At 68.5% G+C, this 25,547-nt stretch carries 28 protein-coding genes and 2 pseudogenes; 10 read left to right on the top strand and 20 right to left on the bottom strand.

Annotation, left to right across the window (positions count from 1 at the left end):
• Nucleotides 1-95: 95 nt before the first annotated feature.
• Both QF034_RS41265 and QF034_RS41260 read left to right on the top strand, forming a co-directional pair.
• Nucleotides 96-1,637, top strand: a complete 1,542-nt coding sequence (locus QF034_RS41265; RefSeq protein WP_307179753.1) for a GMC family oxidoreductase — start codon at nucleotides 96-98, stop codon at nucleotides 1,635-1,637.
• 174 nt (nucleotides 1,638-1,811) lie between these two features.
• Nucleotides 1,812-3,290 (top strand): aldehyde dehydrogenase, encoded by a 1,479-nt coding sequence (locus tag QF034_RS41260; RefSeq protein ID WP_307179752.1) that lies wholly within the window; start codon nucleotides 1,812-1,814, stop codon nucleotides 3,288-3,290.
• Nucleotides 3,291-3,296: 6 nt separating this feature from the next.
• On the opposite strand, the pseudogene QF034_RS41255 reads toward QF034_RS41260, so the two are convergent.
• The 8 genes and pseudogenes from QF034_RS41255 to QF034_RS41220 all read right to left on the bottom strand — a co-directional run bounded on the left by QF034_RS41255 (nucleotide 3,297) and on the right by QF034_RS41220 (nucleotide 12,283).
• A pseudogene (locus QF034_RS41255) lies at nucleotides 3,297-4,041 on the bottom strand (transposase).
• A gap of 329 nt (nucleotides 4,042-4,370) precedes the next feature.
• On the bottom strand, nucleotides 4,371-5,075 hold the full coding sequence (locus QF034_RS41250; RefSeq protein WP_307180107.1) for a nitroreductase: 705 nt from the start codon (nucleotides 5,073-5,075) through the stop codon (nucleotides 4,371-4,373).
• 110 nt (nucleotides 5,076-5,185) lie between these two features.
• Nucleotides 5,186-5,920, bottom strand: coding sequence for an NADPH-dependent F420 reductase (locus tag QF034_RS41245; RefSeq protein ID WP_307179751.1), 735 nt, complete (start codon nucleotides 5,918-5,920; stop codon nucleotides 5,186-5,188).
• Nucleotides 5,921-6,025: 105 nt separating this feature from the next.
• Nucleotides 6,026-6,619 (bottom strand): TetR/AcrR family transcriptional regulator, encoded by a 594-nt coding sequence (locus tag QF034_RS41240; protein ID WP_307179750.1) that lies wholly within the window; start codon nucleotides 6,617-6,619, stop codon nucleotides 6,026-6,028.
• A 202-nt stretch (nucleotides 6,620-6,821) separates the two neighbouring features.
• On the bottom strand, nucleotides 6,822-7,661 hold the full coding sequence (locus QF034_RS41235) for a helix-turn-helix transcriptional regulator (protein ID WP_307179749.1): 840 nt from the start codon (nucleotides 7,659-7,661) through the stop codon (nucleotides 6,822-6,824).
• 426 nt (nucleotides 7,662-8,087) lie between these two features.
• Nucleotides 8,088-8,837, bottom strand: coding sequence for an SDR family oxidoreductase (locus QF034_RS41230; RefSeq protein ID WP_307179748.1), 750 nt, complete (start codon nucleotides 8,835-8,837; stop codon nucleotides 8,088-8,090).
• Nucleotides 8,838-9,576: 739 nt separating this feature from the next.
• Nucleotides 9,577-10,917, bottom strand: a complete 1,341-nt coding sequence (locus tag QF034_RS41225; protein WP_307179747.1) for a cation:dicarboxylate symporter family transporter — start codon at nucleotides 10,915-10,917, stop codon at nucleotides 9,577-9,579.
• 199 nt (nucleotides 10,918-11,116) lie between these two features.
• Nucleotides 11,117-12,283, bottom strand: a complete 1,167-nt coding sequence (locus QF034_RS41220) for a mandelate racemase/muconate lactonizing enzyme family protein (RefSeq protein ID WP_307179746.1) — start codon at nucleotides 12,281-12,283, stop codon at nucleotides 11,117-11,119.
• 110 nt (nucleotides 12,284-12,393) lie between these two features.
• Between QF034_RS41220 and QF034_RS41215 the strand changes: the two genes are divergently transcribed.
• The 4 genes from QF034_RS41215 (at nucleotide 12,394) to QF034_RS41200 (ending at nucleotide 14,466) form a co-directional block, all read left to right on the top strand.
• Nucleotides 12,394-13,077, top strand: a complete 684-nt coding sequence (locus QF034_RS41215) for a GntR family transcriptional regulator (RefSeq protein ID WP_307179745.1) — start codon at nucleotides 12,394-12,396, stop codon at nucleotides 13,075-13,077.
• A gap of 101 nt (nucleotides 13,078-13,178) precedes the next feature.
• On the top strand, nucleotides 13,179-13,565 hold the full coding sequence (locus tag QF034_RS41210; RefSeq protein ID WP_307179744.1) for an ATP dependent DNA ligase: 387 nt from the start codon (nucleotides 13,179-13,181) through the stop codon (nucleotides 13,563-13,565).
• Between the two features lie 411 nt (nucleotides 13,566-13,976).
• Nucleotides 13,977-14,240, top strand: a complete 264-nt coding sequence (locus QF034_RS41205) for a hypothetical protein (RefSeq protein WP_307179743.1) — start codon at nucleotides 13,977-13,979, stop codon at nucleotides 14,238-14,240.
• Entirely contained in the window at nucleotides 14,212-14,466 is a 255-nt protein-coding gene (locus tag QF034_RS41200) for a peptidase inhibitor family I36 protein (RefSeq protein WP_307179742.1), read from the top strand. Before QF034_RS41205 ends, QF034_RS41200 begins: the two co-directional genes overlap by 29 nt.
• Nucleotides 14,467-14,596: 130 nt before the next feature.
• Here QF034_RS41200 and QF034_RS41195 read toward each other — a convergent pair whose 3' ends face one another.
• The 3 genes from QF034_RS41195 to QF034_RS41185 form a co-directional block, all read right to left on the bottom strand.
• Nucleotides 14,597-14,896, bottom strand: coding sequence for a transposase family protein (locus tag QF034_RS41195; RefSeq protein ID WP_307180106.1), 300 nt, complete (start codon nucleotides 14,894-14,896; stop codon nucleotides 14,597-14,599).
• A gap of 397 nt (nucleotides 14,897-15,293) precedes the next feature.
• Complete coding sequence (locus QF034_RS41190; RefSeq protein ID WP_307179741.1) at nucleotides 15,294-15,884, bottom strand: hypothetical protein; 591 nt, start codon at nucleotides 15,882-15,884, stop codon at nucleotides 15,294-15,296.
• Between the two features lie 125 nt (nucleotides 15,885-16,009).
• The gene (locus QF034_RS41185) at nucleotides 16,010-16,915 is read right to left on the bottom strand and encodes an NADP-dependent oxidoreductase (protein ID WP_307179740.1); all 906 of its coding nucleotides are present in this window, start codon (nucleotides 16,913-16,915) and stop codon (nucleotides 16,010-16,012) included.
• Between the two features lie 599 nt (nucleotides 16,916-17,514).
• Between QF034_RS41185 and QF034_RS41180 the strand changes: the two genes are divergently transcribed.
• Nucleotides 17,515-17,730 (top strand): hypothetical protein, encoded by a 216-nt coding sequence (locus QF034_RS41180; protein WP_307179739.1) that lies wholly within the window; start codon nucleotides 17,515-17,517, stop codon nucleotides 17,728-17,730.
• A gap of 94 nt (nucleotides 17,731-17,824) precedes the next feature.
• Here QF034_RS41180 and QF034_RS41175 read toward each other — a convergent pair whose 3' ends face one another.
• Nucleotides 17,825-18,109 carry a hypothetical protein gene (locus QF034_RS41175; protein ID WP_307179738.1) on the bottom strand — a complete coding sequence of 95 codons (285 nt, stop codon included), beginning with the start codon at nucleotides 18,107-18,109 and terminating at the stop codon, nucleotides 17,825-17,827.
• A 121-nt stretch (nucleotides 18,110-18,230) separates the two neighbouring features.
• Between QF034_RS41175 and QF034_RS41170 the strand changes: the two genes are divergently transcribed.
• Nucleotides 18,231-18,407: a hypothetical protein gene (locus QF034_RS41170; RefSeq protein ID WP_307179737.1), complete on the top strand. Its 177-nt coding sequence runs from the start codon at nucleotides 18,231-18,233 to the stop codon at nucleotides 18,405-18,407.
• Nucleotides 18,408-18,466: 59 nt separating this feature from the next.
• Here the strand turns inward: QF034_RS41170 and QF034_RS41165 are convergent, their stop codons facing one another.
• The 8 genes and pseudogenes from QF034_RS41165 to QF034_RS41130 all read right to left on the bottom strand — a co-directional run bounded on the left by QF034_RS41165 (nucleotide 18,467) and on the right by QF034_RS41130 (nucleotide 24,216).
• A complete protein-coding gene (locus tag QF034_RS41165; protein ID WP_307180105.1) occupies nucleotides 18,467-19,726 on the bottom strand; it encodes an MFS transporter in 1,260 nt (419 codons plus the stop codon).
• Between the two features lie 291 nt (nucleotides 19,727-20,017).
• The gene (locus tag QF034_RS41160; protein WP_307179736.1) at nucleotides 20,018-21,007 is read right to left on the bottom strand and encodes a tyrosine-type recombinase/integrase; all 990 of its coding nucleotides are present in this window, start codon (nucleotides 21,005-21,007) and stop codon (nucleotides 20,018-20,020) included.
• A 264-nt stretch (nucleotides 21,008-21,271) separates the two neighbouring features.
• Nucleotides 21,272-21,418 carry a hypothetical protein gene (locus QF034_RS41155; protein WP_307179735.1) on the bottom strand — a complete coding sequence of 49 codons (147 nt, stop codon included), beginning with the start codon at nucleotides 21,416-21,418 and terminating at the stop codon, nucleotides 21,272-21,274.
• A gap of 66 nt (nucleotides 21,419-21,484) precedes the next feature.
• The gene (locus QF034_RS41150; RefSeq protein WP_307179734.1) at nucleotides 21,485-21,655 is read right to left on the bottom strand and encodes a zinc finger domain-containing protein; all 171 of its coding nucleotides are present in this window, start codon (nucleotides 21,653-21,655) and stop codon (nucleotides 21,485-21,487) included.
• Nucleotides 21,656-21,884: 229 nt separating this feature from the next.
• Nucleotides 21,885-22,115 (bottom strand): annotated as a pseudogene (locus QF034_RS41145) (hypothetical protein); the annotation flags it as partial.
• Nucleotides 22,116-22,174: 59 nt separating this feature from the next.
• Nucleotides 22,175-22,468 carry a DUF1330 domain-containing protein gene (locus QF034_RS41140; protein ID WP_307179733.1) on the bottom strand — a complete coding sequence of 98 codons (294 nt, stop codon included), beginning with the start codon at nucleotides 22,466-22,468 and terminating at the stop codon, nucleotides 22,175-22,177.
• Nucleotides 22,469-22,754: 286 nt separating this feature from the next.
• Nucleotides 22,755-23,603 carry a carboxylating nicotinate-nucleotide diphosphorylase gene (gene nadC / locus QF034_RS41135; RefSeq protein WP_307179732.1) on the bottom strand — a complete coding sequence of 283 codons (849 nt, stop codon included), beginning with the start codon at nucleotides 23,601-23,603 and terminating at the stop codon, nucleotides 22,755-22,757.
• A 187-nt stretch (nucleotides 23,604-23,790) separates the two neighbouring features.
• Complete coding sequence (locus QF034_RS41130; RefSeq protein WP_307179731.1) at nucleotides 23,791-24,216, bottom strand: carboxymuconolactone decarboxylase family protein; 426 nt, start codon at nucleotides 24,214-24,216, stop codon at nucleotides 23,791-23,793.
• An 80-nt stretch (nucleotides 24,217-24,296) separates the two neighbouring features.
• Here QF034_RS41130 and QF034_RS41125 point away from each other — a divergent pair, with 80 nt between their 5' ends.
• Both QF034_RS41125 and QF034_RS41120 read left to right on the top strand, forming a co-directional pair.
• Nucleotides 24,297-24,665: a winged helix-turn-helix transcriptional regulator gene (locus tag QF034_RS41125; protein ID WP_307179730.1), complete on the top strand. Its 369-nt coding sequence runs from the start codon at nucleotides 24,297-24,299 to the stop codon at nucleotides 24,663-24,665.
• On the top strand, nucleotides 24,658-25,527 hold the full coding sequence (locus QF034_RS41120; protein ID WP_307179729.1) for a PhzF family phenazine biosynthesis protein: 870 nt from the start codon (nucleotides 24,658-24,660) through the stop codon (nucleotides 25,525-25,527). Before QF034_RS41125 ends, QF034_RS41120 begins: the two co-directional genes overlap by 8 nt.
• Nucleotides 25,528-25,547: the final 20 nt, after the last annotated feature.

The following is a 25,547-nucleotide window of genomic DNA, read 5'->3' as shown; positions in this document are numbered from 1 at the left end:
AGGTGGCCGCCGGCCGCCGACAATCACGGCAGAGAACGGGAGAAGCCGGGGGACGCTACCGAAACAAGGCCAACATCCGCGGGAGGCGAAGCGACATGGCAACGGCAAACGCTACGCGGAGGGGGCCTGAAGCGAGCGAATACGACTACGTGATCGTGGGGGCAGGCACGGCCGGCTGCGTGCTCGCAGCCCGGCTGTCGGAACGCGACGGTGCGCGCGTGCTGCTGCTGGAGGCGGGAGGTCCTGCGACCCTCGTCCTGCTCAAGGTCCCGCAGGCGTGGCCCGCGCTGATGGGGACCGAGGTCGACTGGTGCTACGCGACCGTGCCCCAGACCGGCACGGCCCACCGCGACCACGTCATGCCCGCCGGCAAGGTGCTCGGCGGCTCGAGCGCGATCAACGCCATGGCCCACATCCGCGGGCACCGGGCCAACTTCGACCGCTGGGCGCGCGAGGGCGCGACCGGTTGGGAGTACGACAGCGTGCTGCCGTACTTCAAGCGCTCGGAGCACGCCGAGGGACGCGACCCGGCCTACCGCGGCGTCGGCGGACCGCTGCGCGTCACACCGGCGCGCAACCGGCATCCGCTCTCCCAGGCACTCTTCGATGCCGCGCTCGAGGTGGGAATCCCCGCGACCGAGGACAGCAACGGCAAGCAGCCCGAGGGCGTCTGCTGGCATGAGCTCAACATCGTCGACGGCGCGCGTCAGAGCGCGGCCGCGGCGTACCTGGAGCCGATCCGCCGCCGCCCGGGCCTCACCATCGAGACCGGCGCCCTCGCGCTGCGCGTGTTGCTCGACGGCGATCGCTGCGTCGGCGTCGAGTACGCGGTCGATGGTCGGACCCGTCGCGTCCGGGCAACGGAGGAGGTCGTGCTCTCCGCCGGCGCGGTCGGCTCGCCGAAGCTACTCATGCTGTCCGGGCTCGGTCCCGAACGCCACCTGCGTGAGCTTGGCATCGGCGTCGTCGAAGACCTCCCGGGCGTCGGCGCGAACCTCCATGATCATCCCCTCGCCGGCATCACCTACGAGGCGCGTCGGCCGGTCGAGCCCGGCGCCAACCAGCACGGCGAAGTCAGCGCGCTCCAGCGCACGGGGCCGGACGTGGACGAGCCCGACCTCCAGTTCGTCTTCATCGACGTGCCCTTCCATCCACCGTCCCTGGAAGGCCCCGCCAACGGCTACACCATCGGCTTCGCCGTCATGACGCCGGTCTCGCGCGGCACGGTGAGACTGGCCGGCCCGGATCCCACGCAGGCGCCGCGGATCGACCCCAACTACCTCGCCGAGCAGGAGGACGTGCGCCGCATGCTGATCGGATTCCAGCGGGCGCGCGAGATCGGCGCGGCGTCCGCCCTGGCCGAGTGGCGCGCCCGACAGGTACTGCCCGGGCTCGAGGTCGTCGACGGGGCCGCCGCGCGCGACTACGTGGCGCGCTGCACCGGCACCTACTTCCACCTCGTCGGGACCTGCGCCATCGGTCAGGTCGTCGACCCGCAGCTGCGGGTGCGCGGCATCGGCGGCCTGCGGGTCGCCGACGCGTCGGTGATGCCCTCGATCGTCTCGGCGAACACCAACGCGACCACGGTCATGATCGGCGAGCGGGCCGCCGCACTCATCGCCGACGGCGCTCAATGAATTGCGAAATCCCGGCCGCCCGGAGGCGAAATCCTCAGGGTCCCGCCCGGAAATTCTCAGCGTCGGCCCATCGACGCGAAGCCACCCACGGCCGCCCACCATCGTGAATGACCGACAACGAACGCGGGCCAGGACCGAGGTGCCCGTATCCCGCCGACAACCAGGAGGCCAGCAATGTCTTCCCACGTGACCATCCAAGCCCCGGCCCTCGTACGGGACCGACTCTTCATCGGCGGCGACATGGTCGAGTCGGAGGCCGACGACCTGATCGAGGTCATCTCTCCGGCGACCGAGGAGAAGATCGGCTCGGCGCCTTCCTCGACGCCCGCCGACGTTTCCCGGGCTGTCCGCGCAGCCCGTGCCGCTTTCGATGACGGCCCGTGGCCGCGCATGTCGCCCCAGGAGCGAGCGGACGCGCTGAAGCCCTTCACCGACTATCTCCGCTCGCGTGTCCCGCAGATCGCTCAGCTCATCACCGAGGAGATGGGATCGCCGATCAGCTTCTCCCAACACCTCCAGGCACCGATTCCCGTGATGCTCCTCGACTACTTCCGAGGGCTTGCCACGACCTTCCCGTTCGAGGAGGACAGAGCCGGCCTTACCGGACCGGCTCGGATCCTTCGGGAGCCGGTCGGCGTCGTCGGGCAGATCGTGCCGTGGAACGCCCCGCTCATCCTCACGATGGTGAACCTCGCCCCCGCCCTGGTCGCCGGCTGCACCGTGGTGCTCAAGCCGGCGCCCGAGACGCCGCTCGACGCGTACCTGCTCGCTGAAGCCGCGATGGAAGCGCACCTGCCTCCGGGCGTGCTGAACATCGTGCCTGCCGACCGGCCGAGCAGCGAGGCACTGGTGCGGCATCCACAGGTCGACAAGATCAGCTTCACCGGCAGCTCTGCCACGGGGCGACGCGTCGCCGCCCTCTGCGGCGAGCAGTTCAAGCGGGTCACCCTCGAGTGCGGCGGGAAGTCGCCCGCCATCATCCTTGAGGACGCCGACCTCGACAGCGTCGTGCCGGCCCTCATGCCTTTCGCGATCATGATGTCCGGCCAGCACTGCCTGGCGCAGACACGGATTCTCGCTCATCGCAGCCGCTACCGGCAGGTCGTGGATGCGGTCTCCGAGGCGGCGGCCGCACTGACGGTCGGTGATCCGCACGATCCCGCCACCGAGGTCGGCCCGCTGGTGGCGGAACGCCAACGGCGACGGGTCGAGGACTACATCGCCAGTGGGCGGCAGGAGGGTGCGACGATCAACCTGGGCGGCGGCCGACCCTCGAGCCAGCCGAAAGGCTGGTACGTCGAACCGACGGTCTTCGCCGACGTCGACAGCCGCATGCGTATCGCACAGGACGAGATCTTCGGCCCCGTGCTCGTCGTGATCCCGTTCGACGACGACACCGACGCCGTCCGCATCGCCAACGACTCGAAGTACGGCCTGTCGGGAAGCGTGTGGAGCAGTGACGAGGACCGCGCCATGCGGATCGCCCGCCACATACGCACGGGAAGCCTGACGATCAACGGGTACCGGATCGAGTTCGCCGCTCCCTTCGGCGGCTACAAGGAATCGGGCATCGGACGTGAGTTCGGGCCTGAGGGGCTCAGCTCCTTCCTCGAGTACAAGACGGTCAACCTCCCCAACGCAACTACCCACTGAGTACTTTCAGCGTTGCTGCTCCAGGGTGAGGATGGCGGCGGCGATTGACGTCATTCGATTCGGGCTGCATCGCGCCCTGCGAAAGATCCGCCATGACTTCAGTTGTGCGATGCCGCGCTCGACCGGTGCCCGTGCTGCGGACAACGCGCGGTTGACCGTTCGCTGGGTTGGTGTGAGGTCGCGGCCGGGCGGGCGTCTGAGGGGTGTCGTCAGCCACGGGCTGGCTCCCATGTAGGCACGGTCGGCGAGGACCGGGACGGCGTTCGCAGGTCCGGATGATCCGGTGGGCGCGGGCTGCGGTCAGGTCGCGCGCGTGGCCGGGCAGTGCGGGCGAGATCCACAGCAGTCGGCCCTCCGGATCGGTCACCACCTGCACGTTCACGCCGTGTCGGCGGAGTTTGGCGGAGTAGTCGGCCCGGCCGTCGCCCAGGCGGTCACACTTCGCGAGAGTGCCGTCGAGCAGGACGTAGTCGGGATCGGTCTTGCGCAGCACCTTGAGCAGGCCCGGTGCGCGGTCGGCGAGCAGGCTGATCACCGCGGTGGTGTAGGCGTGAGCGGTGCCCACCGAGATGCCGAAGCCGACGGCGATCTGAGCGAGCGTGTCGTGCTTACGCAGGTACGTCAGGCCGACGAGCGCACGTTGGTGCGGCGGGAGTTTGCATCGTCGGTCACCCTCGCGGGTGACGATGAGCATCGTGACCCACTCGACCAGCGCGTGGGGCAGGTCGAGTGCGGCAAGATAGGGAACCAACGCGGCTCCTGTGCTGGTGGGTTGAGACTTCGAACACCTCCCTCAACGGCATGGGAGCCCCGTGCGTCGCACATCCCGGCGGCGTCCCCCGATCGGTGCCCGCGCTGAAGGCTCACTGGCACCAAGTAGCTCCGAAAATTGACAGCGTCACGCTGGTGCAGGCATGACGATCACCACCCGAGTGGTGAAGACTGGACAGATGCGTCACGATCCCGGCGGACTCCTGTTCATAGCGCTCGGTCTCGTACTTGGAGTGGTTCGGCGGCTGAGACGGTGAATGACATGGTGGTGGGTCTTCTCTTCCCGCCGGTGACGAGCGCAGCGGGCTCTTACGCGTCGAGGATGCTGGGGGTGTCGTGCAGGACCACGCTCTGCTGCAGCGGCATGCGGTCCATACGGACGTTGTTCACCGGCGTGGTCTCGTCGGCGATGCCGAAGGAGATGCCGAACAGCAGCTTGAGGTCCTCGGGGACGCCCAGGAAGTCGCGGACGGTGTCGGCGTAGAAGCCGAGTTGGGTCTGCGGGACGCCGGCAAGACCGCGGGCGGCGAGAGAGAGCAGGAAGTTCTGCCCGTACATGCCGATGTCGCCGGCCGCCCGCACTCCGTCGCCGAACGTCGGCATGAACAGGAAGGCGGCGTGCGGTGCACCGAAGAACTCCAGGCCCTTGCGGGCGACGACCTTCCGGGCTTCCCGGTCCTCGCGCTTCAGGCCCTGGGCCTGGGTCATGGTCGCGGCGTGGTGGTGTGCCCGGTCGAGGTAGGCGCCGTCACCGAAGTCGGCGTAGTCGAAGGTGAAATCGGGCGAGAAGCGGCCCTCCTCGTCGGCCCTGAGTATCTCCTTGCTCAGGGCGTCCCGCGCCGCGCCGGAGACGATGTGCACCGTCCACGGCTGCGTATTGCAGTTCGACGGGGCGGTCTGTGCATCTTCCAGCACGCCGCGAATGTCCGAGGCGGACAACGGATCGGGGAGGAAACTCCGCACAGAGTGCCGGGCCTGCACGATGTCGGTGAAGGCCGAAGCCGGAGTGGGCATGGCTGTGGTAGACAAGGCGATTCCATTCTGGCGTGGTTGATTCCCGCGAATTCAGATGCGCTTCACGGGTGTTCCTGCCGGCCTGGCACGGCCGGACGGCTCCGCATGCGTCAGCGGTGGGCGGCGCGGTTCATCTCGACGACGTCCTCCAGGGTGGCCGTGGCCGGGAGGGTGGCGAGGCGTTCCGGCACGCTGTCGCGGATGCGGGCGTCCTTGACGCGGTCGGCCGCGGCCAGGGCCGCCGGCAGCTCGGCGAGGGTCAGCTCGGTGCAGTAGGCGGGGCTGTTCGGCTGCTGGCGCCAGGAGTCGGCCAGTGGGCCGGCGTCGTAGGGGTCGAAGCCGGTGTCGTCCACGAGCCGCATGGCCACACGCCGCGCCTCCTCGGAATCGCCGGCGACCGGGATGGCGAGGCGGCCCGGGGTCCCGGCGGGCACGCCGCGGGTCCGCTGGGTTTCGGCCAGGGCGGCGTTCCACGCCTTGACCACGGGGCGTCCCAGCTGCTCGGCGTTCCACACGCTCTCAACCTCGCCGTTGTCCACGGCTTCGATGTGCCCGCTGAGGTGCGGATAGTAGTTCGAGGTGTCGATGATCAGCGTCTCGGCGGGGACCGAGGCCAGCGGGCCGGCCAGCTTGCCCGCCACCCCGAAGGGGATGGCCAGGACGATGACCTCCCGGCCCTGGACGGCGTCGGCGAGCTCCGCCGCGCGGGCCCCGGACTCCAGCACCTCCGCCCGGACGGCCTCGGGGCCGCGGGCGTCGGCCACCTGGACGTCGTGACCGGCCGCACTGAGCTTGGCAGCGAGGTTCCCGCCGATGGCGCCAGCGCCTATGACAGTAATTTTCATGATTTGTCCTTTGGGAGGTTGCACTGCCCCTGAGGGCAGCGAGATGTGACGGCCGGGTGGTGGTGCCACCTGGTGTCGCGGGGGCCGGGTCGGGGGGCCTGACGTCTACGCCTGGGTGTCCCGCTCGCGGTAGCCGCTCGCGATGAGCGTGCGGAGCCGGTCGAGCGGCTCCTCCTCGGTGCCGGTGCCCTTGATCCAGGCAATGGAGCAGGCCGCGAGGAACAGGTCGTGCCCGCGCACCGACGCGCGCACGCGCCCCGCGAGCTGCGCGGCTCGCACGTACCTATCGGTGGCGGAGATGAGGATGTCGCAGGGAATCGTGAGCGGGTTGTCCGGCTCCTGCGCCCTGGCCGCGGCCATGAGCGGGTCCGGCAGCCCGCTGAAGGCGCTGAAGTAGTCCTCCATCGCCCGCAGCCACTGCTCCAGCGCCTCGGCGGGGTCGTCGAGCTGCTCGATGTCCGCCAGACGGGCCACCAGCTCCTCGGAGCGCGTCTGCAGCACAGCCGCCAGCAGCGCCTCCCGGGTGGGGAAGTGCCGGTACAGGGTGCCGGGCCCGACGCCCGCCTCCTTGGCCACCGCCTCCAGGGAGGTGCCGACCCCGTGCTGCAGGAAGTGACGCTGCGCGGTCTCCAGGAGGGCAGCGCGGTTGCGCTGGACGTCCGCGCGAGGCTTGCGTCCCCGCAGTTCACCGGCGCTCATGCGCCCTCCTGCCTGTCCTGATCCTGCGGCCGCATCAAAACGGATGCTGCCTCCGTATGCATCCGAGAGTAAAACGGAGGCGGCATCCGGTCAAATCGGCGGCCCGACCACGGAGCCCGGACAGCAAGGGGGCCCACATGTCTGGCCGCAGCGCGCAGAGCGAAAGCCGTGCGGAAGTGGGTGCGAGGGGTGGCCCAGGATGTCAGGAGGTGAGCTGCTGGTGCCCTATGACGGAGAGCAGTTCGAGTTTGCTGTGGCTCTCCGTGCCGGGGCGGGTGGTCAGCACCACCAGGGTCTGGGCGCGGTTCTCGGTGAACAGGAGCTGGGCGTCGACGTCGATGCGGCCGAGTTCGGGATGGAGGATGGTCTTGCAGTCGTCGTAGCGTTGGGCGACCTCCTGAAGTTCCCACATGCGCACGAACTCGGGGCTGTGTTCCTGGAGTTCGGCGAGGATCCGGGCGGCTCGGGGGGTGTCGCTGCCGGCTGTCAGCGCGGCCCGCAAGCGTGCTGCCTGGGCGCGGCCGTGGCGTTCGCGGGTCTCCTCGGGAACCATCAGACGTTCGGCCGGGTCCATGAACCAGCGGTAGTAGCCGCTGCGGGCCAGACCGGTGTGGCGGGTCTGGTCGCCGAGCAGTGCGACGGCCAGGGGGTTCATCGCGAGGGTGTCGAGCAGGTCGGTCTGCACCAGGGCCGGGGAGTCGTCCAGGCGGTCCAGGACCCGCAGCAGCGGCGGGCTGACATGTTCGGAGCGCTGGAAGCGGGCCGGGGCGTTGTGGCCGATGAGCACGAAGAGATGGTCGCGCTCGTCCAGGGACAGCCGCAGCGCCCTGGCGAGAGCCGCGGTGATCTGGACGGAGGGCTGCGGAGCACGCTGCTGTTCCAGCCGGGCGTAATAGTCGGTGGACATGCCGGCGAGCTGCGCGACCTCCTCGCGGCGCAACCCCTGCGTACGCCTGCGCGGCCCCTCGACCAGCCCGACGTCGCGGGGCCGCAACGCCTCACGCCGGTGGCGCAGGAAATCCGCCAGTTCCTTCTTGTCCATGACCCCATCCTCACCGTATCCAGGCCGGCTATCCAGAGACCGCCGATCCATGGCTGAGCACCCCTCTCCCACCCGCGCGAAGCCGCCCATGAGTGAGACCGACGCCGAGAGCGCTCGCGGCAGGAAGACCCGATGGGCCCTTGACCTGCATGACCCGCTGGAAATTCGCTGATCGTCGGCGGTGCGCCGCAGGCCGCCGGTATGGAAGACGGCCTGCGGCGACGGTCCCCCGTCGACGCAGGCCCGACGCTTTGGGAACGGCCCCCGGCCTCGTCGGCCGGGCGCTCGCGTACCCGTCGGCGCTCAGGACGGAGCCGGTCGCCTTCGGTGAGGACCTCCCCGAGACGGTCCAGTTCGCGTTCATCCATGATGTGGTCACAGGACCTGCCCGCGTGTTGTTGTTTCGCGTCGGTCACTACAGGTCGGTCAGCTGCTGGCGATCATGGCGAGGACGTTGTCGTAGGAGCCGGTGGCCTGCGCGTCGCGGATGAACCTGGCGCCCTCGACGACAAGCTCCTTCGCGTCGGGCTTCTCGCGCAGCAGGTCGAGGGTCTCGGTGAGGAAGTCGTCCAACGGCATGGCGTGGTCGTTGTCCTGCTGGTCCAGCAGGGTCGTGCGCACGCCTGGCGGGGCGACCTCGATCACCTGGACGCCGGCGTCAGCACCGGCGAGTTGGATGCGCAGGCTCTCGGAGAAGGAGTGCAGCGCGGCCTTGGTCGCGCTGTAGGTCGGCGTGCTCGGGTACGGGACGAAGGCCAGCGCGGAGGTCACGTTCATGACGACCGCGTCGTCCTTGCCCGCGAGCAGGGGCAGGAAGGCGTACGTCATCCGGATCGTGCCGAGCAGGTTGACCGTGACGTGATCCTCGGCGACCTTGAGTTCGGCCGGGTCGAGGAGGTTCTCCCGCAGCATGATGCCGGCGTTGTTGACCAGGACGTTCAGCCCCGGGTGGCTCGCCGCCACGGTCTCACGGGCCCGGGCGATCGAGTCGGGGTCCGCGACATCGAGGACGAGCCCGTCGATGCCCGGGTGCTCGGCCGTGATCTCGTCGAGGAGTTCCTTCCGCCGACCGGCGACGACCACCTTGTTGCCGGCCTCGTGCAGACGCAGGGCCAGACCGAGGCCGATGCCCGAGGTTCCGCCGGTGATCAGGATCGTGTTGCCGGTCATCTTCATGGGGGTCTTGCTCCTTCGGTACGGCGGGCCGGTGAGCGCCCGCGGTCTCGACCGTAGGGGCGCCCGCGCAGGGGCGGGAGAGGAAGGTTCATCCATGGATCGGCGGTCCCTGGCTGAGCCGTAGAGGACGCCACAGCCGGTCAGCGCCTCCAGACCAGGCGCAGCGAGCCGCCAGTAGGAGACCCTGGTGGCCAGAATCAAAGTGTGCAGTAACGGCGGATCCGTCGTTGACCCGCAGGAGCCGCGCGGACCCAGCCGGCTCCAGCGTCCGCGAGCCTCCGCAGCAGCACTGCTCCCGCGTGATCAGCCGGCGTCGTCCCATCGGGCCGCCACCGACAGCCCATGGCCCCACCCAGTACGCCTGACCACCAGAAAGGTCTCCTGACCCTGTACCGGATACGAACTCGACGCTCGGATCCCTTTCCGAGCAGGTACAGGCGAGATGACAGTCGGCACAAGCCGGGGCCCTGGAGACGACGCAGGAAGGACCGTTCGAGACGGTCGGCGTCGGCGGACGACGGCGAGGGCGTGACCGAACCGCCCAGCGCCTCCATCGTGGCCGTCAGCTGAACACCGCGTTGCCTGCCGCGGGGCTTCGAGCCGGATGGTCATCGAGTAGGAGACGCTGGGCGTGCTCACGGGAAGGGTCCTCATCTGTCCTGGTGCACGGCGGCCTGGAGGATGCCGCTGGTGGGTGAGGTGTATGCCGTCGAGGGGTGTCCGCACTCGACGGGCACGGCTACTTGCCGACGCCGACCTTGGCGGTGTCCGACTCGGCCTTCGGCGGCGTGGTGGTGCGGGATTGCAGAACCTTGCGGGCCTGTTCGGTGTCGAAGTCGTTCTCCCATTTGCCGATCACGATGGTGGCGACGGCGTTGCCGAGGACGTTGATGAAGACGCGGCCCTCGTTGAGGATGCGGTCGATGCCGACGATCAGGGAGAGGGCGGCGAGCGGGATGTGGCCGAGCGCGGTGACGGTGCTGGCGAGGACAATGAACGCGCCGCCCGCGATCCCGGCGGTGCCCTTGCTGGTGAGCATCATGACGCCGACCATGATCAGTTGCTGCTGCCAGGACAGGTCGATGCCCATGGCCTGGGCCAGGAAGAGGGAGGCCATCGTGAGGTAGACCGCGGAGCCGTCCAGGTTGAAGGAGAACCCGGAGGGGATGACGATGCCGACCACAGGTCGGCCGATGCCGAGGATCTCCAGTTTGCGTACCAGCTGGGGCAGGACGGCCTCGCTGGAACAGGTGCTGAGGGCGACGAGCAGTTCGGCCTTGAGGAAGCGGATGAGGCCGAACAGGCTCAGGCGACAGGCCCGCATGATGGCGCCGAGGACGACCAGGACGTAGACGATGCAGGTCGCGGTGAACAGGATGATGAGGTAGCCGAGCTGTTTGAGGCTCTCGGCGCCGTACGTGGCGACCACGGTGGCCAGGGCGCCGAAGGTGCCCAGGGGCGCGAGCCGCATCACCCAGCCCACGATGCGGAAGACGACGTCCGACAGCGCCTTGATGCCGCGGGTCAGCGGTGCCCCTTCTTCGCCGGCCATGTTCAGGGCCACACCGAAGACGATCGAGACCATCAGCGCGGCCAGGATCGCGTCCCCGGTGATCGCGCCCAGCAGGGAGGCAGGGATGAGGGAGGAGACGAAGCCGGTGAAGGTGGCGTGCTCGGTGGCGGTCTTGGGCACGTCGTCGGCGTTCAGTGACGAGGGGTCGACGTGCAGGCTGGAGCCGGGCTGGAAGATGTTGGCGACGACCAGCCCGATCAGCATGGACGCCAGGGACAGCACCAGGAAGTACCCGATCGCCTTCACACCGATCCGGCCGGCCTTGCGCAGGTTGTCCATGGAGGCGATGCCGGTGGTGACCACGCAGAAGACGACCGGGATCACGATCATCTTGACCAGCGCGATGAACCAGTCGTTGAGCGGCTTCAGGTCCTCACCCAGCCCGGGCGCGAGGATGCCGACGGCGATGCCGAGGACGGCGGCCACTACGACCTGGAACCACAGCTCACGTATGAGACGGCTCAGCCGTGACCGCTGCGGGCGGCCGGCGGTGTGGGTGCTTGTCATCGTTGGTGCTCCCTTGCACGACGATCGTGTGTAGCCCTGCCCCGTGGGGGTGCGGGGGACGCGACGCGGCTCGCGCCCCCTGTCTCGTGTGTGGCGCCTGTCTCGTGTGTGGCGCCTGTCTCGTGTGTGGCGCCCGTGTCCGGCGGTGCCGACCGACGGCGCCCGCCCGGTGACGGGCGCGTCTGCGGTGGGGTGGCGGTCAGCTGTGCAGGGCGCGCAGCACCTTGTAGAAGGCGGCCTTGCTCTCGAAGCCGATGCCGGGGGTGTCGGTCAGGCCGACGCGGCTCTTCTCGACGACGGCGTCGTCGGCGAAGCCGCCGGTGGGCTGGAACTCGCCGGGGTAGGACTCGTTGCCGCCGAGTTTGAGGGCGGCTGCGATGTGCAGGGAGAACTGGTGCCCGCCGTGCGGGATGCAGCGCCTCGATGACCAGCCGTGCTGGCGGAGCATGTCCTGGATGCGCAGGTACTCCACCAGACCGTAGGAGAGCGCGGGGTCGACCTGGATGGTGTCGCGGTCGGGGCGCAGGCCGCCGTAGCGGATCAGGTTGCGGGCGTCCTGGAGGGAGAAGAGGTTCTCGCCCGTGGCGATGGGGCCGGTGTAGTGCTCGGCGACGGTGGCGTTGAGGTGGTAGTCGAGCGGGTCGCCGATCTCCTCGTACCAGAACAGCCCATAGGGCTCGATGGCCCGCCCATACTCCAGGGCCGTGGTGAGGTCGAAGCGGCCGTTGACGTCGACGGCCAGCCGGGAGCCGTCGCCGTCCAGGACGTCGATGACGGCCTCGATACGGCGCAGGTCCTCCGCCAGGTCGGCGCCGCCGATCTTCATCTTGACGACGTCGTAGCCCAGGTCGAGGAAGCCGCGCATCTCGTCCTGAAGGTCGGTGAGGGTCTTGCCCGGGGCGTAGTAGCCGCCGGCGGCGTAGACGAAGACGGAGTCGTCGGGCTGCCCGTCGCCGTAGCGCTCGGACAGATACCGGTACAGCGGCTTGCCCTCGATCTTGGAGGCCAGGTCGAACAGGGCCATGTCCACCACACCGACCGCGACCGAGCGCTCGCCGTGCCCGCCGGGCTTCTCGTTGTTCATCATCACCTCCCACGCCTTGGCGTGGTCCAGGCCGCCCTGCTCGTCGAGCAGGCTGCCGGGCTCGGCCTCGAGGAGGCGGGGCAGGACTCGGCGGCGCAGGATCTCGCCGGCGCTGTAGCGGCCGTTGGAGTTGAAGCCGTAGCCCACCACGGGCTTGCCGTCCCGGATGACGTCGCTCTCGATCGCCACGATCGAACAGTCCATGGAACTGAAGTCGATCCAGGCGTTGCGGATCGAGGAGCTGATCGGAACGACGCCCTCATAGAGGTTGATGATCTTCACTACGGAAACCTTCCTAATATCTTATAAGATGCAACGCCTGTTAGACTGGGCCGGTCCGATGCGGGATGTCAAGGGGTGGGGAACCTCGGGAAGGGAACGGTCAGGGGGCTATGGCAGGACAGAACCTGTTCTTCAGCAAGAGCGACCTCGCCTACGCAGAACTTCGCGATCGGATCCTCTCCGGCACTCTCCCTGCCGGGTCACGGCTCGCGCAGTACGACCTCGCCGAGTCCCTCAACATGAGCATCACGCCCCTGCGCGAGGCCATCCGCCGCCTCAGCAGCGAAGGACTCGTCACCGTCGAAACCCACCGCGACGTCCGGGTCTCCGTCATGAACTCGAACGAAGCCCGCCAGCTTTTCGAGGTCCGCCTGTCCCTGGACCCCACCGCCGCCGAACTGGCCGCCCAGCGACGGACCGACGACGACATCGCCACCATGCAGGCCGCCGTCGACAAACTCCTCCCCGTCACCCGCCAATGGGGGGAAGAGGCACTCACGGCCCACCGCGCCTTCCACCAGGCGCTGTACCGGGCCTCCCACAACGACGTCCTCATCCGTCTCCTGGACGACCTGTGGGACAAATCCGACCGCTACCGGCGCCTCGGCCTCGAACTCCCGCCCGGTGACGAACCCCGCACCAGGGACCTACAGGAACACCACCAACTTGTCTCCCTGATCGTGGACGGCCGTGCCGCCGAAGCCGCCCAGCTGATGCGAGGTCACATCACCCACAGCCTCACCGCCACCGCCATCAGCGCCCTCGAAGACCGCGAGGGCCTTCGCGTGACGTGACGCGCGGCGACCGGCCCCTCTGACGTCACCGGGCCAGGTGCGTGTCCACTCGCCCTCCGGGCGAATACTGCAGCTCTCGAATACCGACACTCCACCAGTGAGTGCGCGAGACCACCGAGGCGATCGTCGGCGCGGTCACCGGCCCCCTGGCCGCGCCCAGCAGTCTGCTGCTCGGCAGGTACGACGATGGCCGCCTTCAGTACACCGGCCGCACCACCACCCTCGCCCAGGCGGCGAGCAGCACGGTCGCCGGGCTACTCGCCCCGGCGTGGCGCGGGCATTCGTGGACGGGCTGGTCGTTCTCCGCCGGGTGGGGCAGCCGGGAGACCCTGGACGTCACGCTGGTGGAACCCGAGCTGGTGATGGAAGTCGGCGTCGACGTCGCCCGCGACGCCTCCGGCCGGTGGCGCCACCCCGCACGCCTGCACCGCCCCCGCCCTGACCTCTCCCCCGCCGACGCCCCGCTCTGGACGTCACCGCCGCACTGACGGTGGCGCGGGCGTGGCGGCCCCGCCGACGCGCAACACCGTGAGCGCGCCCTGATCCCCGGCTGCATCCGCGCCGCCCATCCCGCCCTCCCTCCTCCTCAACTCCAGCCAAAGCATGGGCGAAGGGGGGCGCAACGGGGATGTCAGCGGCCCGACCATACCGAAACCGCGTGGTGACCTGCACGGATACTGGGACGGTCCGCCGGGGTGCGCAACAGTAGGCGCAACCTCTAGCGCAACCCTTGCCGCAACCCCGGCTCATGGCGGCGTGCGGCGTCCGGGCGCGGATGGTCGTGACAATCTGACTTATCGCTCGTCAGGGTGACGGTGCTCCCGGTTCCCGGGCGCGCCGCAGCGCAGGCTCGCTACGAAGCGTCACGACCTGCTCGTGCTCTTCGTCAAGGAGCCGCCGTGCGCCCTGCCCTCACCGTCCTGACCGCCGTCCTTCTCGCCGTCCTGCCCACCGCGATCGCTCCGGCCGCGCAGGCCGCCCCGGCCGCCGACACTCTGCCGCTGGCCGCAGCGGTGGCCCAGCTCCCCGTCGCCGCGGAGGCCCGCACCGGCTACGACCGCGAGCAGTCCTTCGGCGGCTGGATCGACGCCGACCGGCGGCCAGCCCTGGGTGCGGCGTGCCGTGGACGGCAGCGTGAAGGACCTGCCCTCCGCGATCCGTGACCGCGGCAGCTCGATCCGCAACAACTCCGACCGCACCGCCCGCGTGTATGAGAAGCGCAACCACAGCGGCCGGCACGTGTGCGTCACCCGCAGCGGCGGCTCCATCCACGACCTGCGCGGCTACAACCTCAACGATCAGACCCTCCCTGAAAATCAACCGCAACGACTGCGGCTGACCTGCCCCCGCCCACCGCCCCAAGGCGTGCACTGGCGCCCGGGGCGGTAGCTCAGGTAGCGAACGTGTGCGGTGTACTGAGCCTCCGCCAACTTGAAGTTGCAGGTCAAAGGGCTGGTGTGCCGGTCCTCCGGGGTCCTCACGCTGGTCGTGGGCGGCAGTCTGCGGAGTAGATCGTCTGTCAGCGGTTGACTTCGAGGTTCGTCAGGACGAGCAGGGCGCGCAGGAGGCGGGTCGCGCGGGCGGGGTCGGTGCGGAGTTTGGTGAGGGTCCGCCAGTTCTTGAGGTCGGCGAAGCCGTGCTCGACCGGTGCGCGTCCGACGGCGAGGACGCGGTTAACTTCCTTCTGGCCGGTGGTGAGCTTGTGGGCGCGGCTGGCTGTGAAGCCGGTGACGATCACGGGGTCGCGTACGTCGTTGTCCAGGCCGCGGAAGCCGAGGTCCGCCAGCGCCCCGAGGCCGGCGGCGCGCAGGTGGGTCAGGATGTGGTCGCGGCGGGCGGCGGTGATGTCATGGGTACGGCCGGGCCGGGCGGCAGATCAAACACAAGGCACAAGCAGCCAGCCAGAGTACGAGTCAGGCCACGGCCGGAACGACACGGCCATCATCCTCACAGCGGGAGTAGTTCCGCCGGTCGGCTCTTCCGGTGCGGCGCTGGGTGGGGATGAGGGTGCCGCCGATCAGGACCACCTCGCCGCCCCGCTTGGCGACCTTCTTCAGGGCGCGGTCCAGGCGCGGTGCCTGTGCGGCGAGCAGCGCGATCAGCTCGTCGCGCCAGCGGCGGACGCTCGGACACGTTGTTGCCGCCGGCCATGTCGGCCAGGACGATCACCGCGATCTTCCCGTGCGGCAGGATCCGCCACCGGGACCGTATCGCCTTCAGGCGGCGTCGCAGTAGATCGGCGAGGTGGTTGACGGTGTGCGTGGACAGCGGCAGACGGCACTGATAGACAGGCGGGCAGGTGTCTCGGCCCGTTCTTTGGTTTTCGTCACACAATTCCAACGGCCGCCGGGGGCACCATGGTTACGCCCACCCTGCACCGCCCCGAGACGGCTACGTCGCTGCTCACAGGCGGGTAGTGAACCGGCCGTCGGGCAGTTTGCGCAGCCAGCGCGGTCGGCCAGTCTGACCAGCTTTCCGCGCAGCGGTTCCAGCTTGGCACGCACGCTGACGTCCACTCCCAGCATCTCGCCGACCTCGCGGGCCATGACCGGTCCGGCGGCCTGCCGCACGGCGGTGAGGATGCGCTGGTAGTCCGGCGGAAGCTGCGTCTCCTCCACGTCCGGCGTGCGGTGCGGGATCAGCATCACCGCTCGTCCGGCCACATGTCCGGGCGTCGCGGCCGAGGCGCGTTCGTCGGCGAGCTGCTCGCTCATCCGCTCAGGGACTCGTTCGGCGACGGCGAGTTCGTCCCGTTCGGCCCGTACCTCCGCCAGCTGTTTGGCCAGCTGTTCTTCGAGTTCGTCCATTTCCGCGCGCCGCGCGGTGATTCGTTAAAGTAGCTCGGGGTCCATGTACGGGATCATAGAAGGCCGTTGGGTACCTCCTCCGGATCCTCCGGCCAAGTGCATGGGCCGGAGGATCGGTAGCCGCGTCAGAAGACCACGGTGATCTTGCCTGCCAGGCCGCCCTGAAGAAACCGCGCATGGGCGGCTTGGATCTCTTGGAGGCTGAAGGTGGAGTGCACACGCACCTGCAACGAGCCGCTGTCGACGAGCTTGGTCAGCTCGTGCAGCCCCGCGCCATCCTCACGCACCTGGTTGACCGTGGTACGCACACCGCGGGACGCCAGATCGGGGACTGGACCTGCTTGGGTGGCGATCGACGCGTACCGGCCGCCATCGACCACCGCCTCGGTCACGAACGCCCCGAAGGTGTCGAAGACAGCGTCATAAGCGTGCCCTTCGAGAGCACGGCGGTCGGTGGTGACGAGATCGGCACCACGATCGCGGGCGAAGGCGACCTGCGCATCCCGGGAGACCAGCGCATCGACCTTGGCTCCTCGTGCCCGCGCGATCTGCAGCGCGAGTCCGCCCACTGCACCAGCGGCACCAGCGATGAGCAGCCGCTCGCCGGCCTTGACCGCCAGCCAGTCCAGCGTCTGCCAGGCCGTCAGCCCGGGAAGCGGCAATGCGGCTGCCTCTACCAGACTCATCGAACGGGGTGCAGCGGCGACTGCTCGTGCGGGAAGCGCGACCAGATCGGCCCAGGTCCCCCGGCCGGAGCCGAGTTGGTGCGACATGGCGATCACGCGCTCACCGGCACGCAGTCCGCTGTCACCGCCGTCGACCACGATGCCAGCGAGGTCCCAGCCGAGGATCATCGGCAGGGGCGGCGTTCCTTCGCCGATGGCGCCTTCCCGCGTCTTGTCATCGACGGGATTGATACTGGTCGCCACGGTCCGGATCAGCACCTCTCCAGCGCCCGGCTCGGGCTCGGGAGCATCGACGATGCCAAGGACATCAGGGGTGCCGAAGCGATCGATCTGTATGGCGCGCACGAAAAGCCCTTCACAGTACGGATGCTGACAGCAGGGCCCAACACCGCTAATGATCTAGGGATTCCCATTGCGGCGACGGCTCGCGCATCGGGCCCGTCGGCGGTTGCTGTCGTTGTCCACGACAACCGAGTGAGGGCCCAAGAGCATCTTGACCGCTCCTCAAGGACCCCCCATACCCAGCAAGCAGGAACCGGCGAGCCGACCGCTCCGACAGACGATCTACTCCGCAGACTGCCGCCTACGACCAGCGTGAGCACCTAGGAGAACCGGCACACCAGCCCTTTGACCTGCAACTTCAAGTTGGCGGAGGCTCAATAACCCACGAGCCGCGGCTGGGCGCCCTTGCACATGCGCGGCTGCCGGTGCCCTCATAACCTGGTGTTGCTCGGGGTAGCTCCGGAGGTCTGCCATGCCCCGAAACATCTGGAGCGGCGCGATCAGCTTCGGGTTGTCACGAGACCGAACGAAATGGCGCCTGACCAGATGGTTCGGGGCATGGCAGACCTCCGCGACTACCCCGAGCAGCACCAGCCTACGAGCGGCACGCGGCTGGCGCACCACACCGTGCGTCCCACCCGGCGCGGCAGCAGGCTGAGGTCATGGCCAGCGCGCAGCCCGTCGTGATCTACTCGCCTGACGGGGAAGGCGGCCGTCGGGTTCGCATCGACGATGCGATCGTCGGCCGGAGGTTCTCCGCGCAGGACGTCGCCCGGTTCATGCAGGAGACCGGGTTGCAGGAGTTCGACGAGATGGACGTGGTCCGATCCGGACTGATCGAGTGGCGCGGTGGCGGACCGGACGTGTGGGCGCACTGAGCTGTCCTGCTGCTCTCTGGCTTCAGGAGCATTCCCCAGGCCGACAAGCGAACGTGCGTGGATTTTCGGGAACTCGATTTCGTGGATGTTCGATTCATCCGAGGCGCAGCCGGGTGACCGTAACTACGGCGTGCCGGGTCGTCCCGGCCAGGACCTCAACGACCAGCCCGAGAGCGGCGGGGATGTAGGTCTCCCCCGCCTGGGTGCGTGCGCTTTGCGGTGGATCGCTGGCCGCGAAGTGCACCGCGGCCTGGGCGGCGAGCGGCGCCTTCAGGGACTGAGTGAGCGCGATCCGGCCGTCCGGGAGACGGACCGCGAGTGCGCGGCCGCGCGGTCGACCCGGTGTAGCCGACGACGTCGGCGTCCACGGTTTCGGCATGTCGGATCTTCTTCCTTCTCTGCACCAAGTCAAGCCAGGCGAGCCGTGAAGGCGGAGGCTGAATGAGGGGGACCCGGGTGCTGCTGAAGACCAAGGTCGATCGAAGGCAGCATTGATCATCATGCGGTCGATCCGCTGGATCATGAACGCCCGCCGCAACGTGGGGGATCACGAACGGCTTCTCCAGCACGCCGAAGCACATCTGAACTGGGCGTTCATCACCCTCATGGCCCGGCGCCTGACCCGCACAGTCCCCTGCACCGACGGCGGGACGAAGAAAACCAGGCCCCCCGCCTGATCACGCGACGGGTAGTACCGAAGTGTTGGTGAGCAGCGCCAAAACGGCCATCAACGTGACTACACCCGCTTCGACCTCGACCTTTGCGGCAGCGAGCCTTCCGGCCTGTCCTGAGGAGAACCGGTACTGTCCATCTGCCTCCAGGCCGGGAAGATCATCGGGCACAGCGTGGCAAGCAGATACACACCGCCAACCGCCAGCAGCGTGAGAGACAAGCCGACCGAGTCCACGAGGAAGCCCGCGGCCAGTCCGCCCAGCGGAGTGACCAGCTGGACCGAGGCCGTTGTCGCGCTCAACACGCGGTTGCGCAGTTCCTCCGGCACCGTCTCATACGTCACGGTGGCCATGATGGGGTTGAGGACACCGAAGGCGAGGCCCTCAACCGCCATGATCACGGCCAGCGGGGTGAAGGTGTCGGTGAAGGCGGCCACCACGAAGCGCGGCAGGCCCCCGATGAGAAAAGCGATCGTGAACACGGGCCACCGCCGAAAGCGGCTCCCGACCGCCCCGTAGACCAGCGCCCCCGTGAGTGCGCAGATGCCGAATGCCGCGTTCAGCAGACCGAGACCGACGGCACCATCAAGCTCCGCACGGGCATGCACGGGCAGGAGCACGGCGCTCCACCCCTGGTCGAGGCCCCTGGTGACCAGTGTCATCAGGCACAGGCCCAGCAGCAGCGGCGTGGCTGCTACGAAGCGATACCCTTCCGCGAGTTCACGACGGTAGGCACGCAGCGACATCGGCTCGGCCCGTCGTTGAGCCTGCGCCTCTGGCAGGCCGCGCATCCCGAACGCGAACAGTGGCGCGGCCAGGGCGAAGGTCGCGGCATCCACCAGCAAGACGTTCTCGGCTTCGAGTACGGCGATCAGCACACCTCCGAGAGCGGATGCCGTCAGCGCCGCGCAGCGTGCCGCACCGTCGTACAGCCCCGCAGCCCGGGTCAGCGGCATTCCGGCGCGTTCGGCGAGCCTGGGCAACAGCACGCCGCGAGCGGTTTCACCCGGCGCACGGAACAGCCCTGTCAGCGCCATCAGCACGCACAGCATCCAGAACTGCAGGATGCCGGCGAACTGCAGCAGTGGGATCGCCGCAACGGCGACCCCGCAGGAGAGATCCGAGGCGACACTCACCCGCCGTCGCCCCATCCGGTCGATGACCGGACCGGTGACGAGCGCAGCGAGCACGGCCGGCAGCAGTGTGCAGAACGCGACGATCCCGGCCTTGGCGGCGCTGCCCGTGCTCTGCAGCACGAACCACGGCACGCCCATGTAGGTGAGGCAATTCCCTGCGATCGAAACGAGGTTGGCAGCAAGAACCATTGCCAGCGGACGGCGATCAACCGTCCCGAAGTCTTCGGACACTACGGTGGTCTCCCATAAGGGGAAGCGCCCACCGTGAACGAAGCAGGTCAGCCGGTGGGCGAAGCGAAGTGGTCAGCGTCTGGCGCGCACAGCGAGGCGCACCGCGATGCGGTGTTCACAAGCAGCGCCTCCAACACTTCGCCGGGATGACCACCCGGCACTTCCACGCATTGTCCCCTCGGGCACCGGCCCTCCGCAACGGCGATCCGTTCATTCGGGAGTGCCACTGCCGGCGTCCGACCCTGGTCGTCATCTGTTCGGGGAAGGGACGGCTGGGATGCCGAGGGTGACGGGGGTTCGGCGCGTGAGGCGGGACGCGTCGGCTTGCTTGGCGCGGACCAAGGTCAGGGTCAGGTCGATGCCGTCGATCTCGCCGAGCCACCGTTCCTCTCCGCTCGCTTGCGGCGGAGGAGCAGGTCCTTCTCGATCTCCGCGAGCCTGGGCAACAACTTCGGGTTGACCTGCAGCATCGGGCATCGGGCATCGGATGCAGGCGTGTTCATGCTGGCAGGGCGTCCCGTAGGGGCGAGCGCAGTTGCCTAGCTCGACCTTCCGCTTGTCGAAGTGTTCCTCGAACTCCGCCCATTCCTCGGAAGTGACGTCGCCGTACTCGTCCTCAGGACGCAGGGCCCGGCGGTGGTTCAGGAATTCCTGGTAGGGCTTGACGATGTCCTCGGCGAAGACCGCGACATACCCCTGAGTGGTCTGGAGATTCACGTGGCCGAGCAGGGCGGCGCCGATGTGGATCGGCAGGCCGCCGTTGACGATGTCGGTGGCGAAGAGCCTGCGGAAGTCGTGCGGGGTGAACGTCATGCCAGCGAAGGCGTCGTTCGTCTCAGCGATCTTCTTGCAGGTACGGCGGAGCATTCCCAGGACGGTGGCAGCCGCCATGACACCGCGAATGGTGCCGATCTTGCGTTGAAGCAGGAACGGCATGGGTTCTGACCAGGTCTTTTCGTGAGGGTCATGGCGGCTGACCAATGGGATCGGCTGTCCGCCAGGCGTCTGTCGGCGGACGATCTGCGCGACGGCGTGGAAGAGTTCGGCAGACATCGGGATCACCCGCTCTCGGTCGCTCTTGGACGGTGCCACCACCAGCAGAGCGATGGCCTCGCCGTTGGGCCGTTGGTACTGGCGGATGCTGAGGTGGGTCAGTTCTGTGAGCTCCTCGACCCGGATGCCGCTGTGCCGCAGGAGCTCGACGGTTGCCCACTCCCAGAAGGCGACGTCCTCGGCCATGGTGACGTCGATCGTCTTCCCCGTGCCGTGGTCGACGACTCTGACGGCGGGATCTTCGAGGAGCCGGGCCTTGCGCCGATCCGTTTCGGAGTGGGTGCGGTTATAACAGCGTCCGTCGAGGGTGAACGCGCCGCCCAGCGGGACGTTGCGGCCGGCGCGCAGGAGAGCGGCCAGGTGTTCGCGCCGTGCTTCGACATGCCGGTTCCCTTGAGGAACGGGTGTGAGTAGTTGCAGTACAGGAAATCCCGGTGAGAACGATCATGGTCATGAGCTGAGCGCCGCGGCGTCCGGTCGGCGCCGGGGGACGTCTGCGTTGCGGAGGTCGGCGAAGTCGGCGTGGGCCTGCTCGACGGCTTCGGGGTATGCCTCGCGCTTGGCGTGCTCGGCGAGCGCCCGGTAGATGCTGGCCACCGAGGGGTTCTGTCCCTTGCGCTTCCGGCCTGCGGTCGGGCGGGGTCGGCACCCTCAGCGCCTTCTTCAGGCGTGGGGCACCAGGGTGAAGCGGCGGGTGTGGTAGGCGGAGGTGACCACTCCTGAGCGCGAGCGGCACGGCGATCCGGGCTGCGTGTCGCACTTCGGGCAGGCGTGCCGCTCGACATCGTCCGCGTCCGACTGCTCGGACGGGGAAGGGGTTGGGGGGCCCGTCATGGACCCGGATTTTCGCACAATGCAAGTCTCAGAAGGGGGCCCATCCCGCTTTTGAGTGAGAACGGGTTGTGAGAACCAGTCGACGGTCGGGCGGGGTCTGGCGACCCGTTTTTGATCACGCTCGCGCAAAGGACCGTTTGTGAGAGTCGGGGTGACCGCTACGGCGACGATGACGGATCAGCACCCCGACTGCCCCGCCAATGGGACCGTGCCAACGTGAAGTAGCTGGTCAGCCTGGTGGCGGGGCAGGGTTCGCGGGTGCTCGTGCCGGTCGGGTGCGTCGGTCTGCGTTCATGATCGTCTGCCACCGGCCGGCTTCGAGGTTGGTGAGGACCAGCAGTGCGCGCAGCAGGTTCGTAGCCCGTGCCGGGTTGAGCCGGAGTCGGGTGAGGACGCGCCAGTTCTTCAGCGCGGCGAGGCCGTGCTCGACGGGGGCGCGGGCGGTGGCGATGATCTGGTTGGCCTGCTTCTGTCCGGCGTATCAGGTGACGGATGCTCAGCGATGCCTGAGCCCGTCGGTCAGTCGATGCCTTCGATGATGCGGAAGTCGCGCTCGACGCAGTCGGAGAGGACCACCAGCGCCTTCTGGTACGCCTCGCTCTCGTATGCCGCGACGGCCTGATCGAAGCTGTCGAACTCGATCAGAACGACGCGGTGCGTGTTTCCGGCTTCGTGGGCGACGACTCGGCCGCCACTGGACAGGACCCGCCCGCCCCCGGCTTGGACGGCCAGACCGGCCAGCTTGTCGTAGGCAGTCAGCCTCTCAGGGTCGGAAATGGCGCGGTAGACACTGACCCAGTAGCCCTTGGCCATGGAAACCTCCTGTGTTCGGCCGGACATGTCCGGCTGCGAATTGACGCTCAGATTGCTCGATCCCGGCGACAGAGCACCGGTCATTTGTGAGGACGTGCTGATCCGGCCTGGTTCGGCTCTGCCACCCACGGCTCTGCCGGTTCGCGTCCCGGCGAAGTCTTCCTCGGCGCCCGGCGCCTTCGGCGACGGGGCGGGAACATGCCGGAGACGGAAACGAGGGCCTCCCGGTCGACGGGGTCGGCCATGGCGGGCATTCCAGCCCGTCCACGCAGGAGGAGACACGGCCTCATCCGAACCTCGCCGGGTGTCCGCCACCCGCTGGTGCCGTCGGCGTCAGCAGCAGAGTGAGGTCGAACGCCGGCGCGCTGTGGGTGATGGCACCGACGGATATCGCGTCGACTCCGGTCTCCGCGACGGCCCTGACCGTGTCCAGCGTGATGGATCCAGACGCCTCGAGTCGGGGTCCGTCCGACCCTCGCAGTGTCACGATGTGCCGCATGTCTTCGACGGACAGGTTGTCCAGCATGATCCACTCGACCCCGGTGCGCAGAGCCTCAGCTGCCTGGGCCACCGACTCGACTTCGACCTCGACGGCGATGCCGGCGGCGTTGCGTGCGCGGATGGCTGCGACAGCGGCGCCGACCCCGCCCGCCACGGCGATGTGGTTCTCCTTGAGCAGCACCATTGCGGCCAGGTCGAGGCGGTGGTTGCTCGCCCCGGCGGTCGCGACCGCGTACTTGTCCAGGGCGCGAAGCCCGGGTGCCGTCTTGCGGGTGTCCAGGATTCGGACCGACAGTCCGGCCACCGCGTCCACGAACGCCGCGGCGTGGGTAGCGATGCCCGACATGCGCTGCAGGAAGTTCAATGCGGTGCGCTCCCCGGTGATGATCGCGCGCGACGGTCCGGTCAGTTCCGCCAGGCTCTGTCCTGCCTGAACACGTTCTCCGTCCTTTACGCGCACACTCACCTCGACGTCGTGGCCGAGCTGTCGGTAGACCTCACCGAGAAGCGGGAGGCCGGCGACCACGCCGTCCTGTCGGGCCAGGATGCGCGCGTGCGCACGCGCGTCGGCGGGCACCGCCCAGAGTGTGGTGACGTCGTCGCCGGCGCAGTCCTCAGCCAGCGCGGTTCGCACCGCCGACTCTCGGACCTGCGTATCGATTTCGTTCATCGGGAGCCTCCGGTAGGGAAAACGCGAAATTCGTGCATCCGGTGAAGTGGGTGCAGCGGTGTCCCGAGGCCGGCGACTGCCGCCACGACCAGGGCGATGAACATGAAGGAGGGGCTCAGCAGCCGCGCCTCGGAGTGTTCCCGGGTAGTGCTCATCGGCTGGTCCCGGTCGTGATGAGGAAGAAGTCGGCGAAGCGAGGCGCGCCGGGCTCGTGCGGCACGCGCGTGGCGCGCGCGGCGAAGCTGACGGCGTGGTACCACCCGCACAGCAGAAGCAGATCGAGCAGCTGGAGCTCGTCGAAGACCGACACGAGCTGTGTCCACAGCGCGTCATCGATGTCGGAACGCTCGTGCAGCGCGTCGACGGCGAGGATGAGCAGCCGTTCCCGTTCGGACGTCCAGCACTCGTCAGCGGGGCCGCCGTGCACCAGGGATGCCGCCTGTTCGCGGGTGAGCCCGACCCGTTCGGCGAACATCCGGAACAGCCCGATCGGCGGCACGTCCCCGGGCATCATGCGCGCGAGCAGCGCGTCGGCCTGGTCGGCGTACGGCGGTTCCAGCAGGGCTAATCGCGACATCGGCGCTTCCGTTGCTAGTGCTTCTGTTTTCGAATCACTATGCTGCTTCGAGAAGCGAAGCGCAAGGAGGAGAGGGGAACATGGGAGGCGGAACACCGCGGCCCGGCGTACCGGTGCGGGGGTCCTCATCGGGACGCCCGGTCATGGCCGCACTCGATCTGCTGGGACGGCGCTGGACGCTGCTCATCCTGTGGGAGCTGAGTCAAGCCCCGGGCGGTTTCCGTGAGTTGCAGCGCCGGTGCGAGCGCATGTCCTCCAGTGTGCTCAGTACCCGGCTCGGCGAGCTGACCGATGTCCGCCTGATCACTCTGCGCGAGGACGGATATCACCTCACCCAGCTCGGTGGGGACCTTGTCGACGCCCTCCAACCGCTGTTCGCGTGGAGCCGGCGGTGGGCGGAGGAAGCGGACGCCGGTCCGGCACAAGGATCCCGGCACTGCGATGAGTAGATACGGTCTGCCCGTCACGATCGTCCGCGCGTGTCTGCGCGACGGCCACGGCGGTAGTCCCACCGCGGTGCTGGTCGAGGAGCCGTTGAGTGACGATGAGCGTCGTCGTGTGCCGGTTCTGATGGGAACGTCGCATGCCGTCTTCGTGTCGGTGCACGACAGCCGACGGGGCGGTCCGGTCGTGTCCCTCCGCTTCTTCACCGCCGAGGGAGAACTGCCTGCGTGCGGTCATGGGACGGTTGCCGCTCTGGCCTTCATGGCCGAGCGCGCCGGGGGCCGGGAGTATCGAGCCACCGTCCATGCGGCAGGGCGTGTCTTCCCTGGTTGGTCCGTACGGGAGAAGACGCATGTCCATGCCGCCTTCGACCCCGGTCCTGTAGACCTCCGCAGGCCCACAGCGATCGAGTGCGACCTTGTCCTGCCCGCACTCGGTGTCACCTCGGGCACACTCGCTCCCGGTGCCCGCGTCGCCTCAGTGGGGCGGTCGCGGTTGCTGGTTCCCCTTACTACGCGGTCCGCTCTCACCACCCTCAGCCCGGACTTCGAACGGCTCCGTGCCGCCTGCGACCGTCTCGGTTTCCTGGGCTGCTACGCCTACTCGGTGCCGACGCCCACCGGCCGCGTCGCGGCCCGCATGTTCGCCCCGTCGATCGGCGTCGCGGAAGACATCGCCAACGCCAACAGCACCGCCTGCCTCGCTGCGCACCTGGCCGGCCAGGGCATCAGCGACATCGCAGTCGACATGGGTGACTCCCTCGGCAGTCCCTCCACGATCACCGCCACCGCACAACCCGACGCGTCGGGGCTGCGGGTCCTCTTGGGCGGCGCCGCGGATGTCATACGCAGCATCCGCATGCCATAGCCGGTCCGAAGCTCATCAGC

Source organism: Streptomyces africanus (genome assembly GCF_030816955.1).
Lineage (GTDB): Bacteria > Actinomycetota > Actinomycetes > Streptomycetales > Streptomycetaceae > Streptomyces > Streptomyces africanus.
Note: the sequence above shows the minus strand (reverse complement) of the source record. Positions and strands in the feature narration are given on the sequence as shown.

Excerpts from the sequence above, each read along its gene's own strand:
- QF034_RS41190 (WP_307179741.1), bottom strand. The coding sequence starts at position 15,884 with ATGGACGAACTCGAAGAACAGCTGGCCAAACAGCTGGCGGAGGTACGG.
- QF034_RS41240 (WP_307179750.1), bottom strand. The coding sequence starts at position 6,619 with ATGAGCGCCGGTGAACTGCGGGGACGCAAGCCTCGCGCGGACGTCCAG.
- QF034_RS41175 (WP_307179738.1), bottom strand. The coding sequence starts at position 18,109 with ATGCCGAAACCGTGGACGCCGACGTCGTCGGCTACACCGGGTCGACCG.
- QF034_RS41225 (WP_307179747.1), bottom strand. The coding sequence starts at position 10,917 with ATGACAAGCACCCACACCGCCGGCCGCCCGCAGCGGTCACGGCTGAGC.
- QF034_RS41150 (WP_307179734.1), bottom strand. The coding sequence starts at position 21,655 with ATGACGGGCCCCCCAACCCCTTCCCCGTCCGAGCAGTCGGACGCGGAC.
- QF034_RS41230 (WP_307179748.1), bottom strand. The coding sequence starts at position 8,837 with ATGAAGATGACCGGCAACACGATCCTGATCACCGGCGGAACCTCGGGC.
- QF034_RS41120 (WP_307179729.1), top strand. The coding sequence starts at position 24,658 with ATGAGTAGATACGGTCTGCCCGTCACGATCGTCCGCGCGTGTCTGCGC.
- QF034_RS41125 (WP_307179730.1), top strand. The coding sequence starts at position 24,297 with ATGGGAGGCGGAACACCGCGGCCCGGCGTACCGGTGCGGGGGTCCTCA.
- QF034_RS41170 (WP_307179737.1), top strand. The coding sequence starts at position 18,231 with ATGCGGTCGATCCGCTGGATCATGAACGCCCGCCGCAACGTGGGGGAT.
- QF034_RS41250 (WP_307180107.1), bottom strand. The coding sequence starts at position 5,075 with ATGCCCACTCCGGCTTCGGCCTTCACCGACATCGTGCAGGCCCGGCAC.
- QF034_RS41130 (WP_307179731.1), bottom strand. The coding sequence starts at position 24,216 with ATGTCGCGATTAGCCCTGCTGGAACCGCCGTACGCCGACCAGGCCGAC.
- QF034_RS41215 (WP_307179745.1), top strand. The coding sequence starts at position 12,394 with ATGGCAGGACAGAACCTGTTCTTCAGCAAGAGCGACCTCGCCTACGCA.
- QF034_RS41245 (WP_307179751.1), bottom strand. The coding sequence starts at position 5,920 with ATGAAAATTACTGTCATAGGCGCTGGCGCCATCGGCGGGAACCTCGCT.
- QF034_RS41265 (WP_307179753.1), top strand. The coding sequence starts at position 96 with ATGGCAACGGCAAACGCTACGCGGAGGGGGCCTGAAGCGAGCGAATAC.
- QF034_RS41165 (WP_307180105.1), bottom strand. The coding sequence starts at position 19,726 with ATGGTTCTTGCTGCCAACCTCGTTTCGATCGCAGGGAATTGCCTCACC.
- QF034_RS41235 (WP_307179749.1), bottom strand. The coding sequence starts at position 7,661 with ATGGACAAGAAGGAACTGGCGGATTTCCTGCGCCACCGGCGTGAGGCG.
- QF034_RS41160 (WP_307179736.1), bottom strand. The coding sequence starts at position 21,007 with ATGGCCGAGGACGTCGCCTTCTGGGAGTGGGCAACCGTCGAGCTCCTG.
- QF034_RS41260 (WP_307179752.1), top strand. The coding sequence starts at position 1,812 with ATGTCTTCCCACGTGACCATCCAAGCCCCGGCCCTCGTACGGGACCGA.
- QF034_RS41140 (WP_307179733.1), bottom strand. The coding sequence starts at position 22,468 with ATGGCCAAGGGCTACTGGGTCAGTGTCTACCGCGCCATTTCCGACCCT.
- QF034_RS41180 (WP_307179739.1), top strand. The coding sequence starts at position 17,515 with ATGGCCAGCGCGCAGCCCGTCGTGATCTACTCGCCTGACGGGGAAGGC.